General features: G+C 62.5%; 11 protein-coding genes. 6 read left to right on the forward strand and 5 right to left on the reverse strand.

Annotation, left to right across the window (positions count from 1 at the left end):
- Window positions 1–632 precede the first annotated feature (632 nt).
- Complete coding sequence (locus JQ641_RS34280; protein WP_212001085.1) at window positions 633–2,603, reverse strand: methyl-accepting chemotaxis protein; 1,971 nt, start codon at window positions 2,601–2,603, stop codon at window positions 633–635.
- Window positions 2,604–3,083: 480 nt separating this feature from the next.
- Here JQ641_RS34280 and JQ641_RS34285 point away from each other — a divergent pair, with 480 nt between their 5' ends.
- From JQ641_RS34285 to JQ641_RS34300, 4 genes are all read left to right on the forward strand, one after another.
- On the forward strand, window positions 3,084–3,569 hold the full coding sequence (locus JQ641_RS34285) for a (2Fe-2S)-binding protein (RefSeq protein WP_212000962.1): 486 nt from the start codon (window positions 3,084–3,086) through the stop codon (window positions 3,567–3,569).
- Between the two features lie 85 nt (window positions 3,570–3,654).
- The gene (locus JQ641_RS34290; RefSeq protein WP_212000964.1) at window positions 3,655–5,994 is read left to right on the forward strand and encodes a xanthine dehydrogenase family protein molybdopterin-binding subunit; all 2,340 of its coding nucleotides are present in this window, start codon (window positions 3,655–3,657) and stop codon (window positions 5,992–5,994) included.
- A 14-nt stretch (window positions 5,995–6,008) separates the two neighbouring features.
- On the forward strand, window positions 6,009–6,809 hold the full coding sequence (locus JQ641_RS34295; protein WP_212000966.1) for an FAD binding domain-containing protein: 801 nt from the start codon (window positions 6,009–6,011) through the stop codon (window positions 6,807–6,809).
- Window positions 6,810–6,966: 157 nt separating this feature from the next.
- A complete protein-coding gene (locus tag JQ641_RS34300) occupies window positions 6,967–8,076 on the forward strand; it encodes a CaiB/BaiF CoA transferase family protein (protein WP_212000971.1) in 1,110 nt (369 codons plus the stop codon).
- Window positions 8,077–8,191: 115 nt separating this feature from the next.
- Here JQ641_RS34300 and hppD read toward each other — a convergent pair whose 3' ends face one another.
- A complete protein-coding gene (hppD, locus tag JQ641_RS34305) occupies window positions 8,192–9,307 on the reverse strand; it encodes a 4-hydroxyphenylpyruvate dioxygenase (protein ID WP_212000972.1) in 1,116 nt (371 codons plus the stop codon).
- A gap of 121 nt (window positions 9,308–9,428) precedes the next feature.
- Here hppD and JQ641_RS34310 point away from each other — a divergent pair, with 121 nt between their 5' ends.
- Together JQ641_RS34310 and JQ641_RS34315 are read left to right on the forward strand one after the other, a co-directional pair.
- Window positions 9,429–9,905 (forward strand): Lrp/AsnC family transcriptional regulator, encoded by a 477-nt coding sequence (locus tag JQ641_RS34310; protein WP_192735657.1) that lies wholly within the window; start codon window positions 9,429–9,431, stop codon window positions 9,903–9,905.
- Between the two features lie 97 nt (window positions 9,906–10,002).
- A complete protein-coding gene (locus JQ641_RS34315) occupies window positions 10,003–10,314 on the forward strand; it encodes a DUF1272 domain-containing protein (RefSeq protein ID WP_212000973.1) in 312 nt (103 codons plus the stop codon).
- Here JQ641_RS34315 and fahA read toward each other — a convergent pair.
- The 3 genes from fahA to JQ641_RS34330 all read right to left on the reverse strand — a co-directional run bounded on the left by fahA (window position 10,311) and on the right by JQ641_RS34330 (window position 14,096).
- Window positions 10,311–11,582: a fumarylacetoacetase gene (gene fahA / locus JQ641_RS34320; protein WP_212000975.1), complete on the reverse strand. Its 1,272-nt coding sequence runs from the start codon at window positions 11,580–11,582 to the stop codon at window positions 10,311–10,313. The two genes, JQ641_RS34315 and fahA, sit on opposite strands and share 4 nt — an antisense overlap.
- 129 nt (window positions 11,583–11,711) lie before the next feature.
- The gene (gene hmgA, locus JQ641_RS34325) at window positions 11,712–13,058 is read right to left on the reverse strand and encodes a homogentisate 1,2-dioxygenase (protein WP_212000977.1); all 1,347 of its coding nucleotides are present in this window, start codon (window positions 13,056–13,058) and stop codon (window positions 11,712–11,714) included.
- 84 nt (window positions 13,059–13,142) lie between these two features.
- Entirely contained in the window at window positions 13,143–14,096 is a 954-nt protein-coding gene (locus JQ641_RS34330; RefSeq protein WP_192735661.1) for an MBL fold metallo-hydrolase, read from the reverse strand.
- Between the last annotated feature and the right edge of the window lie 106 nt (window positions 14,097–14,202).

Genomic DNA, 14,202 nt, shown 5'->3' on the forward strand with positions numbered 1-14,202 from the left:
ACCCGGCCTTCCCTGCGCAATGGCTTTACGGCTTATGCCGTGATCTCCCCGGAGACGAGTTCTTGGTTGACTCCGTCACTGACGTTTCCGCTTGCGCTTCTCCGACAGCTTGACACCTGCAACGGGTGCCAGGACCACACGGTTTTGCCGTACGCTTAGTCCACGCCGTCGTCGAGGCGTAAACCAGCGTCCACCGCAACCCGTCCAACGTCCGTGACGACGGCCGACGCCCTTCTGAGTAGGACGGGATGGCGATAGATGCGCACTGATTTGGGTCGGCCGACAACAGAAATATTTTTGATTTGCAGAACTTTTCTACTTGACATGATTTCCGTAAATCAGAAGTGATTTGCCCGTCGGGTTGTTTTGTCGCACTCAACCGTCATTGCGAGCGGAGCGAAGCAATCTACGACGCGGTCGGGAGCAATATGGATTGCTTCGCTGCGCTCGCAATGACGAGGAGAGAACGACATCCAAATCAAGCTGTCATTCCCCGATGCGCAATTGCGCATCTGAGGGCTCGCGTAGCGAGAGCCCGGAATCCATTGAGCGGCAGCGTGCGCGGCCCGATGGATTCCGGGTTCGCGCTACGCGCGCCCCGGAATGACGGAGCGAAGTACAAACGAAGAGAACTACGCCGCGCGGATGTTCGCCATGAAGCGGTCGAGCTCTTCGCGCAGCCGGGTGCTTTCGCTCGACAGCGTGCGCGCCGAGTGCAGCACCTCTTCCGAGGCCGTGCCGGTTTCGGTCGCGCCGCGGTTGACCTGCATGATGCTGGCAGCGGCTTCTTCGGTGCCTTGCGCGACGTTCTGGACGCTGCGTGCGATTTCCTGCGTCGCCGAACTCTGCTGCTCGACCGCGTCCGCAATCGTCGTGGCGATGTCGGAGATCTTGCCGATGGTGCCGCCGATTTCCTTGATCGCGGCGACCGATTCCTGGGTTGCGCCCTGCATGCCCGAGATGTGATTGGAAATCTCGTCGGTCGCCTTCGCGGTCTGGCTGGCGAGCGATTTGACCTCGGAGGCGACGACGGCAAAGCCGCGGCCGGCATCGCCGGCACGAGCCGCCTCGATGGTCGCGTTCAGCGCCAGCAGGTTGGTCTGCTCGGCAATCGCCGTGATCAGCTTGACCACGTCACCGATCTCTTGTGCCGCGCGCGACAGTTTTCCGATGCGGTTATCGGTCTGTTCGGCCTGGCGCACCGCGGCTTCCGCAATCTGGCTGGATTCCTTGACGCGGCGGCCGATCTCGTCCACGGACGCCGAAAGCTCCTCGGTCGCGGATGCCACCGATTGCATGTTGCCGGACGCTTGTTCCGAAGCGCCGGCGACCTGGCTCGACAGGCTCTGGGTGGTTTCCGCCGTTCGCGTCAGCGTTCCCGCCGATGCTTCCAGCTGCACGGCCGAGGCCGAGACGTTGGAGACGATGGCGCCGACAGCGGCCTCGAATTCGTCGGCAAAGCGAATCAGCTCAGTGCGGCGCGCGGCGCTGCTCGCCTTGTTCTGCGCCTCCTGCGTGGCGGCGTCGCGTTCGGCCTTGGCGACCGCCTGAACCTTGAACTCCTCGACCGCGCTGGCCATCTCGCCGAGTTCGTCCTTGCGCCCGAGGCCGGGCAGCACGACGTCGAAATTGCCGGCGGCGAGTTCACGCATCGCCTTGCACATTGCGGTCATCGGCTTGGAAATGCCCTTGCCGAGGAAAAACGCCCAGATGCAGCCGAGCAGGAAGCCGCCGGCCGCCAGGATCAGGATCAGCCGTTCGGTTTCGCCAATGCTCGCGTTCGACTCGGCCTCGAGCCGCTTCTGATCGGCCAGCAGGCTGGACTTCATGACGGCAGCGCCCTTGCTGATCGCGGTGACGGAATCCGTCATGTCGAGCGTCAGATCATCGATTTCCTTGGCGTTGTGAATCAGCTTGGCGAGCGCCTCGCGGTAGGCTTCCAGAAGTCCGGCGGAATCCTTGAGGTCAGCCACGACCTTTTCAGTCTTCGAGGAAATCGACTTCAGCGAGTTCTCGACGAATTTCAGGCGCGCCAACGCGCTGGCGGCCACCGCCTTATCCGAATTGATGACGAACGTGTTGACCAGTGCGGTGACAGCCTGAAACTGCTCGTAGACCTTCTTCGCGCCGAGACTGATGAGCTGCTGCTCGGACTCCTCGGCGTTGCTGGGGAGATCGTCGAGCTTGTAGTGCAGCGACATGCCGCTGCGTGTGAGCTGGTTCTGGGTGATCCGCGCGCTCTCGTCCTTGACCTTGACGACATCGGCAAAGATCTTGGCAAAGGCGCGGAATTCCCGCTCCAGCTTGGCGAGCTGTTCAAGCCGGCCTGGATCGGTGGTACCCTTCATCGAGGCAGTAATGGCTGCCTTCAGGCTGGCTTCGGCCGCCAGCGCCGCCTTGCCATCCTCTTCCTTGGCCGTGACCACGAAATAGCGGGCGAGCGAACTATAGGAAATCAGCTCGCGGTCGATGTCGCGCGCCAGATCGGCTTCCAGCACGCTGCGCCGGTAGGCGTCCACGCCTCCGGAAACGTGCTCAAATCCCATATAGGCAATGCCCATGCTGACCGCCGAGATGGCCAGCGTCACGGCAAAGCCAAGCATGATCTTGGCGCGGAATCGAAGGGTTGGGAGTTTGATCGAGAACAAGCCCGTACGTTTCTTCAATCCCACCTCAAGCCCCCCGTTTTCATTCTGAAAACCCGTATCGGCAGGCCCTGCCCCCGATCCAGTGCGCAAAACTAAGGCACAATGGATAAGGGTGCGTAAATTCCGGCCGCATTCCCCTTGGGTTGCAGGGCTGGAAGCATGCTTTTTTTGTCTTGGTCCCCTGGGGGCCCGGACGATCTCCGAAAGTATGATGCGGTGCGGGGTGGACGAGACCTCATCCCGTCAATCGCCACGCGCAGCGCTTTGGCCGCAGCTCGACTCGCCCGCTGGAAGACGGCCGAAGAATCGGCTGATCGACGCCGCGTCGCCGCGAGGATGTCATCACAATGACAGGGGCGACCAAAATCCTAGTTGCAAGTTCCCTCGCCCGTGTTTCTAATTGGAATAATTATAAAACATCGGGAGGTATCACGCGTGTCTACCATCAAATTGACGGTGAACGGCAAGGCTGTCTCAGCCGACGTCGAGGACCGGACCCTCCTCGTCCATCTCTTGCGCGAAAACCTGAACCTGACCGGCACCCATGTCGGCTGCGACACCAGCCAGTGCGGCGCCTGCGTCGTCCATATCGACGGCCGGGCGGTCAAATCCTGCACCGTGCTGGCGGGCCAGGCCGCCGGGTCCAACGTCACCACCATCGAGGGCATATCGAAGGGCGACGAATTGCACCCGATGCAGGCGGCGTTCCGCGACAATCACGGCCTGCAGTGCGGCTATTGCACCCCGGGCATGATCATGTCGTCGATCGACATCGTGAATCGCCATGGTGGCAAGCTCGATGAGGAAACCGTCCGGCAGGAGCTGGAAGGCAACATCTGCCGCTGCACCGGCTACCACAACATCGTCAAGGCGGTGCTCGATGCCGCCGGACGCATGAAGGTCTCACAGGCGGCCGAATAGCTGCCGCAGGCCACCAAGACTGAATCCAAGACCGCGTTTCGATGGAAATGGCGGAAAACAATAACTCCGGTCGGGAGGACAGGACATGGGCGTTGAAGGCATTGGCGCAAGCGTTGTGCGCAAGGAAGACCGCCGTTTCATTACCGGCAAAGGCCGTTACGTCGACGACATCAAGATTGTGGGCCTTACCCACGCACACTTCATCCGCAGCCCGCACGCCCACGCCAAGGTAAAGAGCATCGACATTTCGGCGGCGAAGGACATGCCCGGCGTGGTCGGCGTCCTGACCGGCCAGCAGATCGTCGACGACAAGGTCGGCAATCTGATTTGCGGCTGGGCCATCACGTCGAAGGATGGCACCGGCATGAAGATGGGCGCCTGGCCGGCGATGGCGCCGGAGACCGTGCGCTTTGTCGGCCAGGCGGTCGCCGTCGTGATCGCCGAGACCAAGAACCAGGCCAAGGACGCCGCCGAAGCCGTCGTCGTCAATTACGAAGAGCTCCCGGCCGCCGCTGATATTCGCGCGGCCATCAAGCAAGGCGCGCCGCAGCTTCACCCTGAAGCGCCCGGCAACGTGATCTACGACTGGACGATCGGCGAGGAGGCCGCGACCGAAGCCGCGTTCAAAGCGGCGGCCAACGTGGTTTCGCTCGACATCACCAACAACCGGCTGGTGCCGAACGCAATGGAACCGCGGGCAGCGATCGGCGAATATAATGAGGCGGAAGAGCACTTCACGCTCTACACGACCTCGCAGAATCCGCATGTCGCCCGTCTTGTGCTGTCGGCGTTCTATAACATCGCCCCCGAGCACAAGCTGCGGGTGGTGGCGCCCGACGTCGGCGGCGGCTTCGGCTCCAAGATCTTCATCTACCCTGAGGAGATGGTGGCGCTGTGGGCCTCCAAGAAGGTGGGACGTCCGGTGAAGTGGACCGGCGATCGCACCGAGGCCTTCCTGACCGACGCCCATGGCCGCGATCACCTGACCAATGCCGAACTGGCGCTCGACGCCAACAACAAGATCACCGGCTTGCGCGTCAAGACCTATGCCAATCTCGGCGCCTATATGTCGCTGTTCTCGTCGTCGGTGCCGACCTATCTCTACGCAACGCTGTTGTCGGGCCAGTACAACATCCCCAACATCTTCGCCGAGGTGATCAGCGTCTACACCAACACCACCCCGGTCGACGCCTATCGCGGCGCGGGCCGGCCCGAAGCGAGCTTCGTAGTTGAACGGCTGCTGGAGACGGCGGCGCGGCAGTTGAAGGTCGATCCGGCGGAACTGCGCCGCAAGAACTTCATCACCCAGTTCCCGCATCAGACGCCGGTCATCATGGCCTACGATGTCGGCGATTTCGGCGCTTCGCTGGATTCGGCGATGAAGGCGATCGATTACGCCGGCTTCCCGGCGCGCAAGGCGAAAGCCAAGTCCGAAGGCAAGCTGCGCGGCATCGGCCTGTCCTGCTACATCGAGGCCTGCGGCATCGCGCCGTCGAAAGCGGTCGGCAGTCTCGGCGCCGGCGTCGGCCTGTGGGAATCCGCGGAGGTCCGCGTCAACCCGGTCGGCACGATCGAAGTCCTGACCGGATCACACAGCCACGGCCAGGGCCATGAAACCACGTTCTGTCAACTGATCGCCGAGCGCCTCGGCGTTCCCATCAGCCAGGTGCAGATTGTGCATGGCGACACCGACAAGGTGCAGTTCGGCATGGGCACCTACGGCTCGCGCTCGGCCGCCGTCGGCCTGACCGCGATCCTCAAGGCGATGGAGAAGGTCGAGGCCAAGGCGAAGAAGATCGCAGCCCACGCGCTCGAAGCCTCCGAAAGCGACATCGTGATCGAGAACGGCGAGTTTAAAGTCACCGGCACCGACAAGTCGATCGCGCTGCCGATGGTCGCGCTCGCCGCCTACACCGCGCACAATCTGCCCGACGGCATGGAGCCGGGCCTGAAGGAGGGCGCGTTCTACGACCCGACCAACTTCACCTTCCCGGCCGGCGCCTATATCTGCGAACTCGAGGTCGATGCCGCCACCGGCAAGACCTCCTTCGTCAACTTCGTGGCGGCGGACGATTTCGGCCGGCTGATCAACCCGATGATCGTCGAAGGCCAGGTCCATGGCGGGCTCGCCCAGGGCATCGGCCAGGCACTGCTGGAAGGCGCAGCGTATGACAGTTCGGGTCAGCTGCTGACGGCGTCGTTCATGGATTACGCCATGCCACGCGCCGACGATCTGCCGTCGTTCAAACTGAACCACACCACGACGCTGTGTCCGGGCAACCCGCTCGGCGTCAAGGGCTGCGGCGAAGCCGGGGCGATCGGTGCATCGGCCGCCGTGATCAACGCGATCACGGATGCGATCGGCAACAACAAAATCGAAATGCCGGCGACGCCCGATCGCGTCTGGCACGCCATTCACGGTTGAGAGGGAGCACCATCATGTACGAGACCACTTATCATCGCCCCTCCTCGGTCGACGAAGCCGTGGCGCTTTTCGGCAAGGGCAAAGAAGCGAAGTTCCTGGCTGGCGGACAAACGCTGCTTCCGGTGATGAAGCAGCGTCTAGCTGCACCATCCGACGTTATTGACGTCGCCAGGATCAAGGAACTGATTGGCATCGAGCCAACCGGCGACGGCATCATGATCAAGGCGGCGACAACCCATTACGACGTGGCCACGAGCGGAACCGTGCAAAAGGCGATCCCCGCGCTGGCTTACCTCGCCTCGCTGATCGGCGATCCGGCCGTGCGATATCGCGGCACGATCGGCGGCTCGCTTGCCAACAACGATCCCGCGGCCGACTATCCGGCGGCGGTGCTGGCGCTCGGTGCCACCGTGAAAACCAACAAGCGGTCGATATCGGCGGATGATTTCTTCAAGGGCCTGTTCTCGACGGCGCTCGACGACGGCGAAATCATCACCGCCGTGTCGTTCCCGGTTCAGGCCAAGGCGGGCTATTCCAAGTTCAACAACCCGGCGTCGCGCTTTGCCCTGACCGGCGTGTTCGTCGCCAGGACCCCCGCAGGTGACGTTCGCGTCGCCGCCACCGGCGCATCGCAAAACGGCGTCATGCGGGTACCGGTGATCGAGGCCGCGCTGAAGGCGAACTGGTCGGCCGGCGCGCTCGACAGCATCAAAGTCTCCGACAGCGGCATGCTCGCCGATATCCACGGCTCCGCGGCCTATCGTGCCAACCTGGTCAAGGTAATGGCGCAGCGCGCGGTGACCGCGGCGGGCTAGCTTCTAGACACAAGTTCCTATGCCAGCGGCGCGCAGCGATGCGCGCCGCTCTGCATTTGGTCAGTTTCTTGGGCAAAGAATGCTTGCCACGCGCAGCCGGAGGCGAGACAATTTAGCTAATCAGCTAATTAAAAATACCTCTGTGGGAGAACAAGACGTGCTCGACAAACCCGCCGCCCAATCCGCAGTTCGCGCCTCCGGCCCGCTCGCCGGTTTTCGCATCGTCGAGTTCGCGGGCATCGGCCCCGGGCCGTTCGCCTGCATGATGCTGGCCGACATGGGCGCTGAGGTCGTGACGCTCGACCGCGTCGGCGCCAAAAAGAATTTGAAATCGGTGGCGGGCCGCGGCCGCAAAGTCGTCGAACTCGATCTGAAGGACAAGGCGTCAGTCGCAAGCGTGCTCGATTTGCTCGCCAATGCCGACGCGCTGATCGAAGGCTTTCGTCCCGGCGTGATGGAGCGGCTGGGCCTCGGGCCTGAAATCGTGATGGCGCGCAATCCGCGCCTGGTGTTCGGCCGCATGACCGGCTGGGGCCAGGAAGGCCCGCTGGCGCAGGCCGCCGGCCATGACATCAATTACATCTCGGTGTCAGGCGCGCTCGCCGCGATCGGCACCAAGGAGAAGCCGGTGCCGCCGCTCAATCTGGTCGGCGATTTCGGCGGCGGCGCGCTCTATCTCGTGGTCGGCGTCCTCGCTGCGCTGCTGGAAGCCTCGAAATCCGGCAAGGGCCAAGTGGTCGATGCCGCGATGTGCGACGGGGCGGCATCGCTGATGTCGATGTTCTTCGACATGACCGCGATCGGCCGCTGGACCGAAGGCCGCGATCAGAATTTCCTCGACGGCGGCGCGCATTTTTATGGCGTTTATGAATGCTCCTGCGGCAATTTCATTTCGATCGGATCGATCGAGCCGCAATTCTACGCGCTGCTGCGCGAGCATGCCGCGCTTACCGATGCCGATTTCGACGCTCAGATGGACCGCAACGCCTGGCCGGCACTGAAGGAAAAACTGACAAAAGTGTTCAAGAGCAAGAGCCGCGAAGACTGGTGCAAGATCATGGAAGGCACCGACATCTGCTTCGCGCCAATCCTGACCATGGCGGAAGCGCCGAAGCATCCGCACAACGCGGCGCGGAAGATCTTCGTCGAGCGCCACGGGGTTACGCAGCCCGCGCCGGCGCCGCGTTTTTCGCGGACACCATCGGCGATCCGGGATGCGGAGAAGGCTGATATTGGGGAGCTGACGAAAGAGTGGACCAAGCGATGAGCGGTAGGGTGGGCAAAGGCGCACTTTGCGCCGTGCCCACCATCACGAGCAACGCAAGGAATGGTGGGCACGCTTCGCTTTGCCCACCCTACGCATCTGAGTTCCGACGAACGAGTTACGCCGCGTCCACCTTCAACACGCCCCTGCGAATCTGATCCTCCTCGATCGATTCGAACAGCGCCTTGAAGTTGCCCTCGCCGAATCCATCGTCGCCCTTGCGCTGGATGAACTCGAAGAAGATCGGCCCGATCGCATTCGCCGAGAAGATCTGCAACAGCACCTTGGTGTGGCCGCCTTCGACGACGCCCTCGCCGTCGATCAAAATGCCGTCGCGCTGCAGCCGTGCGACGTCCTCGCCATGCCGGGGCAGCCGTGCATCGATCTTCTCGAAGTAAGTCAGCGGCGGTGACGGCATGAACGGCAGACCGTCGGCGCGCAGCGCCTCCACCGTGCCGTAAATGTCCCGCGCGCCGCAGGCGATGTGCTGGATGCCCTCGCCGCGATAAATGTTGAGATATTCCTCGATCTGGCCGGAATCGCCTGCGTCCTCGTTGATCGGAATCCGGATCTTGCCGTCCGGGCTGGTCAGCGCGCGCGAGAACAGGCCGGAGGCGCGGCCCTCGATGTCGAAGAAACGGATCTGGCGGAAATTGAACAGTTTTGCGTAGAAGCCGGTCCATACATCCATGCGGCCGCGATGAACGTTGTGGGTGAGGTGGTCGATATAGAACAGACCGGCGCCGGCGGGCCGCGGGTCTTTGGCGCCGAGCCATTCGAACTCGGCGGCATAGGCCGAGCCCTTGGCGCCGTAGCGATCGACGAAATACAGCAGACTGCCGCCGATGCCCTTGATGGCGGGAACGTCGAGCGTCTTCTGCGCTGACGGGACATCCGCAGGCTCCGCGCCGAGCGAAATCGCGCGTTCATAGGCCTGATTCGCATCGACCACGCGGAACGCCATCGACGGCGCGCAGGGGCCGTGGGCGGCCACGAAATTAAAACCGTGCGTGCCGGGCTCCTCGTTGATGAGGTAATTGATGTCGCCCTGGCGATAGACCGTGATGTTCTTTGTCTTGTGGCGGGCGACCGGCACATAGCCCATCAGCTTGAACAGCGCGTGCAGTTCTTCCGGTTTTGGGTGAGCGTATTCGACGAACTCGAAACCGTCGGTGCCCATCGGATTGTCGGCGCTGATGGTAGCGGCCGGCGCGTCGTGCGGAAATGGACCCATGGCGGAATCTCCCTGATTTGATGTCAGGAGTTTCCGCCAGATCAGGCGCAATGTGCATGCAAATGGCGACGGAATTGGCTATAGTCATGCACAGTTCGTGCATCAAATGGACATTTCGCGCATGATTCCGGTAGACGCTTTCGACCTAAAAATGCTGGCCGCGCTGCAGGACGACGGCCGGCTGACCAACCAGCAACTGGCCGATCTGGTCGGCCTGTCGGCATCGCAATGCTCGCGGCGGCGGATGCGGCTCGAAGAAGAGAAAGTGATCGCGGGCTATCACGCCGACCTCGCCTCCGAGGCGCTCGGCTTCAACCTGATCGCCTTCATCCACATCACGCTGGCGACGCATTCGCCCGACAACGCCAAGAAGTTCCGTGCGCTGGTGGGCCGCGTCGACGCGATCCAGGAGGCATACTCGCTGACCGGTGATGCCGATTATCTCTTGAAGGCCGTGCTGCGCGACCTCAAGAGCCTGTCCGACATCGTCAACAACGTGCTGATGCCGCACCAGAGCGTGGCGCATGTACGCTCGTCGATCGTGCTCGACCGGCTGAAGGAAAGCGCGAAGCTGCCGCTAAAGGAATTGGCGCGATAGAGTTTGAGGCTTATGGCCGAAATCGAGGGGTATTCGCCATTCGCTTTCGACAGCCAGTTTGCGATGATCCCGTTCGAACCAACGCGAAGAGACGATCATGGCGCTGCAACTCCGGCCGAACTGCGAATTTTGCGACAAGGACCTGCCGCCGAACGCGATCGACGCGCGGATCTGTTCCTATGAGTGCACGTTCTGCGCCGACTGTGCCGACAACAAGCTGGACAATGTGTGCCCGAACTGCGGCGGCGGTTTTGTGCCGCGGCCGATCCGCCCCGCGCAGGAATGGCGGCCGGGCGTCTGCGTTGTAAAGCAGGCGCCGTCAGACAAGCGCGTGCATCTGAAGTTCAGCGTCGAGGATTGCGCGGCGCATTCGGCGCGGCTGAAGGATATTCGTCCCGAGGATCGCTAACCCGCCGGCGTGATCGTGCCTTCGACCTCACCAAATCCGACGCGGTAGCCGTCGCCCTGGCACCAGCCGCGCATCACGAGCGAATCGCCATCTTCGAGGAACGTGCGCTTGACGCCGCCGGGCAATTCAACCGGCTCTGTGCCATTCCAGCTGATCTCCAGCAGGCTGCCGCGTTGATCCTTCTCCGGGCCGGAGATGGTGCCGGACCCTAAGAGATCGCCGACATTCATGGCGCAGCCGGACGAGGCGTGGTGCACCAATTGCTGCACCGACGACCAGTACATGTATTTGAAATTGGTCCGCGAGATATTTGCCGCCTCGTTCATCGAGCCGGCGCGCAGGGCGACGTCGAGCTGCATGTCGTAATTGTTCGGCTGCGCCTGGCGCAGATACTCCAGCGGCTGCGGATCCTGCGCAGGTCCCTGGACGCGGAACGGCTCCAGCGCCTCGCGCGTCACGACCCACGGGCTGATAGAGGTCGCAAACGCCTTGGCCTGGAACGGGCCGAGCGGCACATATTCCCACTGCTGGATGTCGCGCGCGCTCCAGTCATTGAGGATCACGAATCCGAAGATCATCTCTTCGGCCTGTTTTTCAGTCAGCATCTCGCCGATCGCTGACGCCTGTCCGACGACGACTCCCATTTCCAGTTCGAAATCGAGCCGCTTGCACGGCCCAAAACTCGGCACGTCGGCGGTCGGCGGCTTCAATTGCCCGCGCGGCCGACGGACCCTGGTGCCGCTGACGACGACGGTGGATGCGCGGCCGTTGTAGCCGATCGGCATATGCAGCCAATTCGGCTGCAGCGCATTGTCCTTGCCGCGGAACATGACGCCGACATTGGTGGCGTGCTCCTTGGAGGAATAGAAGTCAGTGTAGCCGGACACCGCGATCGGCAGATGCAGCGTGACGTCCGCCATCGGCACCAGCGTGCGCTGGCGCAGCTTTTCATTGTCGCGCAGTTCGGGATGATCGTGGCGCAACAGCTCGCTGATCCGCGCCCGCGTCCGCGACCACACTTTTGGCCCGAGCGCCATGAAGGCGTTCAGCGATGCGTTCGCGAACACGCCGGGCTCGACGACGTCGATCCGGCAATCCTGCGCGAGCTGCCATAGATCGAGCACATAGTCGCCGATCGCGACGCCAACGCGCGGGGCGAGCCCGTCCTTGGCGGAGAACACGCCATAGGGGAGATTCTGGATCGGGAAATCCGACGCGGGATCGACCGGGATGAAGGATTTCAATTTGGGGTCGTTGGGGTGGGGCACGGTGTTTCTCCGATTGAACATCGTCATGGCCGGGCTTGACCCGGCCATCCACGACTTAGGCGACAGAGAAGAAAGTCGTGGATGCCCGGGACAAGCCCGGGCATGACGAAAAATTAGAGCGCAACGAAGTCACGGCTTGTTCGGATCGAATCGCTTTTCCAGTCCCTGCCAGCAATCCGCGTAGTCGTCCTGCAAGGTCGCCGACTTCGCCGCGTGCGCGGTGACGCGCTGCGGGTAGCGGGTCTCGAACATGAAGGCCATGGTGCCTGTCAACTTCACCGGCTTCAGCTCGCCGTTGCTCGCATGATCGAAGGCCTGGCGATCCGGGCCGTGCGGCAGCATCATGTTGTGCAGGCTGATGCCACCGGGCACAAAGCCTTCCGGCTTGGCGTCGTAGACGCCGTAGATCAGCCCCATGAACTCCGACATGATGTTCATGTGATACCAGGGCGGACGGAAGGTGTTTTCCGCGACCGCCCAGCGCTCCGGGAAAATCACAAAGTCGATGTTCGCCGTGCCGGCGGTTTCCGACGGCGAGGTCAGCACCGTGAAGATCGAGGGATCCGGATGGTCGAAGCCGATGGCGCCGACCGGCGAGAAGGTGCGCAGGTCGTATTTGTAGGGCGCGTAATTGCCGTGCCACGCCACCACGTCGATCGGCGAATGCGGCAAGGTCGTCTTGAACAGCGAACCGCCCCATTTCACGAACAGTTCGGTCGGCGTATCCTTGTCCTCGTACGCCGCCACCGGCGTCAGAAAGTCGCGCGAATTGGCCAGGCAATTGGCGCCGATCGGACCACGTTCGGGCAGCGTGAAGGCGCCGCCATAGTTCTCGCAGAGATAGCCTCGCGCCGGGCCGTTGGTGAGTTCGACGCGGAATTTGACCCCACGCGGGATCACGACGATCTCGCCGGGCTCGGCGTCGATGCGGCCGAACTCGGTGACAAGGCGCAGCTTGCCCTGCTGCAGCACGAACATCATCTCACCATCGGCATTGTAGAAATGCTGGTCGACCATCGATCTGGTGATGAGATAGACGTGCGCCGCCATGCCGGCCTGGGTGTTGGCGTCGCCCGCCGTGGTCATGGTCTGCACACCCTGCAGGAAGGTGGTGTCCTCCTTCGGGATCGGCGCCGGATCCCAGCGCAATTGCGCGATCGGCAGTTCATATTCATGGCACGGCGCGGTACGCCACAATCCCGCATCAGCCTTCTCAAAACGTCCCGAATGCCTCACCGAGGGGCGAATGCGATACAGCCACGACCGCTCGTTGGCGCCGCGCGGCGCTGTGAACGGCGAGCCGGAAAGCTGCTCGGCGTAGAGGCCATAGGCACAGCGCTGCGGCGAGTTGCGACCCATTGGCAGCGCGCCCGGCAGCGCCTCGGTCTCAAAGCTGTTGCCGAAGCCGGACATGTAGCCCGGCGTGACCCCAACGGTGCCTCGGGAAATCGTATCAGGCGAGGTGTTGATATTCATGGTCATCCTCCTTCATCTTGCGCATGATCTTGTCCGAAAACCGGTACCCACCCCGCATCAAGTGCGGGGCAGGCTTTTTCGGGATCATGCGCCTTGCAGGGCGGCCCACATTTCCTGATCGCGCTTGTCGGTCCAGATCACGGGGTCGTCGATTCCCGAGGCCTCGTCGAACGCGCGCGAGACGTTGAACGGCAGGCAGTGCTCATAGATCGCAAAGCTGGAAAATTTCGGGTCCATCACCTCGCGCGTCGCCGCCATCGATTCCTTGAGGTTGCGGCCGCGGGCGACCGAGGTCTCGGCCGCACCGTAGAGCGAGGTGACGAAATCGCGCGTCATCGCAATCGCATCGCGTCCGGTCGCCAGCCCCTTGAGCGCATCGCCGCGGCCGGGTGCGATCGCCTTGGGATTGAAGGCGCGGATTTCGTTAAGGGTCGTCGGCCATTCGCGCAAATGCGCATCGCCGCAATAACAGGCCGAATGATATTCGATCAGGTCGCCGGAGAACATCACTTCGGCATCGGGCACCCACGCCACGATGTCGCCGGACGTGTGCCCCGCGCCGAGCTGCATCAGGCGCACTTCGCGCTTGCCGAGATAGATCGACATCTCGCCTTCGAAGGTCAGCGTCGGCCAGGTCAGCCCGGGAATGCTCTGAGCATCCTGGAACAGGCGCGGGAAGCGGCCATATTCGGAATCCCAATCCTGCTGGCCGCGCTCCTCGATCAGGCGATGGGTTTCGGCAGAGGCCACGATGCCCTGCGCCTTGTAGGCGGAGGCACCGAGTACGCGCACGGCGTGGTAATGCGACAGCACGACATATTTGATCGGCTTGTCGGTGACGGTGCGCACCCGTTCGATCACCTTGTTCGCCATCGCCGGCGTCGACTGCGCGTCGAATACGAGGCAGCCGTCGTCGCCGACAATGATTGCCGAATTCGGATCGCCTTCAGCGGTGAAGGCGTAGAGATCAGTACCGATCTCGGAGAAAGTGATCTTCTTCTCTGCCATGTCCGTGGTGGACGCGAAACCCTTGGCCATCAATTTAATCCTTTTGCGCTAGCTCTATCCCCGTCATTGCGAGCGTAGCGAAGCAATCCATTGTCACCTCGCCTGTGGAGGGATGGATTGCTTTGCTGCGCTCGCA

It is taken from the genome of Bradyrhizobium sp. JYMT SZCCT0180 (assembly GCF_018130165.1).
In the GTDB taxonomy this organism is placed as follows: domain Bacteria; phylum Pseudomonadota; class Alphaproteobacteria; order Rhizobiales; family Xanthobacteraceae; genus Bradyrhizobium.

Bases quoted from the DNA above. Each gene is read 5' to 3' on its own strand.
- hppD (WP_212000972.1), bottom strand. From the start codon at position 9,307: ATGGGTCCATTTCCGCACGACGCGCCGGCCGCTACCATCAGCGCCGAC.
- JQ641_RS34315 (WP_212000973.1), top strand. From the start codon at position 10,003: ATGGCGCTGCAACTCCGGCCGAACTGCGAATTTTGCGACAAGGACCTG.
- JQ641_RS34290 (WP_212000964.1), top strand. From the start codon at position 3,655: ATGGGCGTTGAAGGCATTGGCGCAAGCGTTGTGCGCAAGGAAGACCGC.
- JQ641_RS34295 (WP_212000966.1), top strand. From the start codon at position 6,009: ATGTACGAGACCACTTATCATCGCCCCTCCTCGGTCGACGAAGCCGTG.
- JQ641_RS34280 (WP_212001085.1), bottom strand. From the start codon at position 2,603: ATGCTTGGCTTTGCCGTGACGCTGGCCATCTCGGCGGTCAGCATGGGC.
- hmgA (WP_212000977.1), bottom strand. From the start codon at position 13,058: ATGAATATCAACACCTCGCCTGATACGATTTCCCGAGGCACCGTTGGG.
- JQ641_RS34330 (WP_192735661.1), bottom strand. From the start codon at position 14,096: ATGGCCAAGGGTTTCGCGTCCACCACGGACATGGCAGAGAAGAAGATC.
- JQ641_RS34310 (WP_192735657.1), top strand. From the start codon at position 9,429: ATGATTCCGGTAGACGCTTTCGACCTAAAAATGCTGGCCGCGCTGCAG.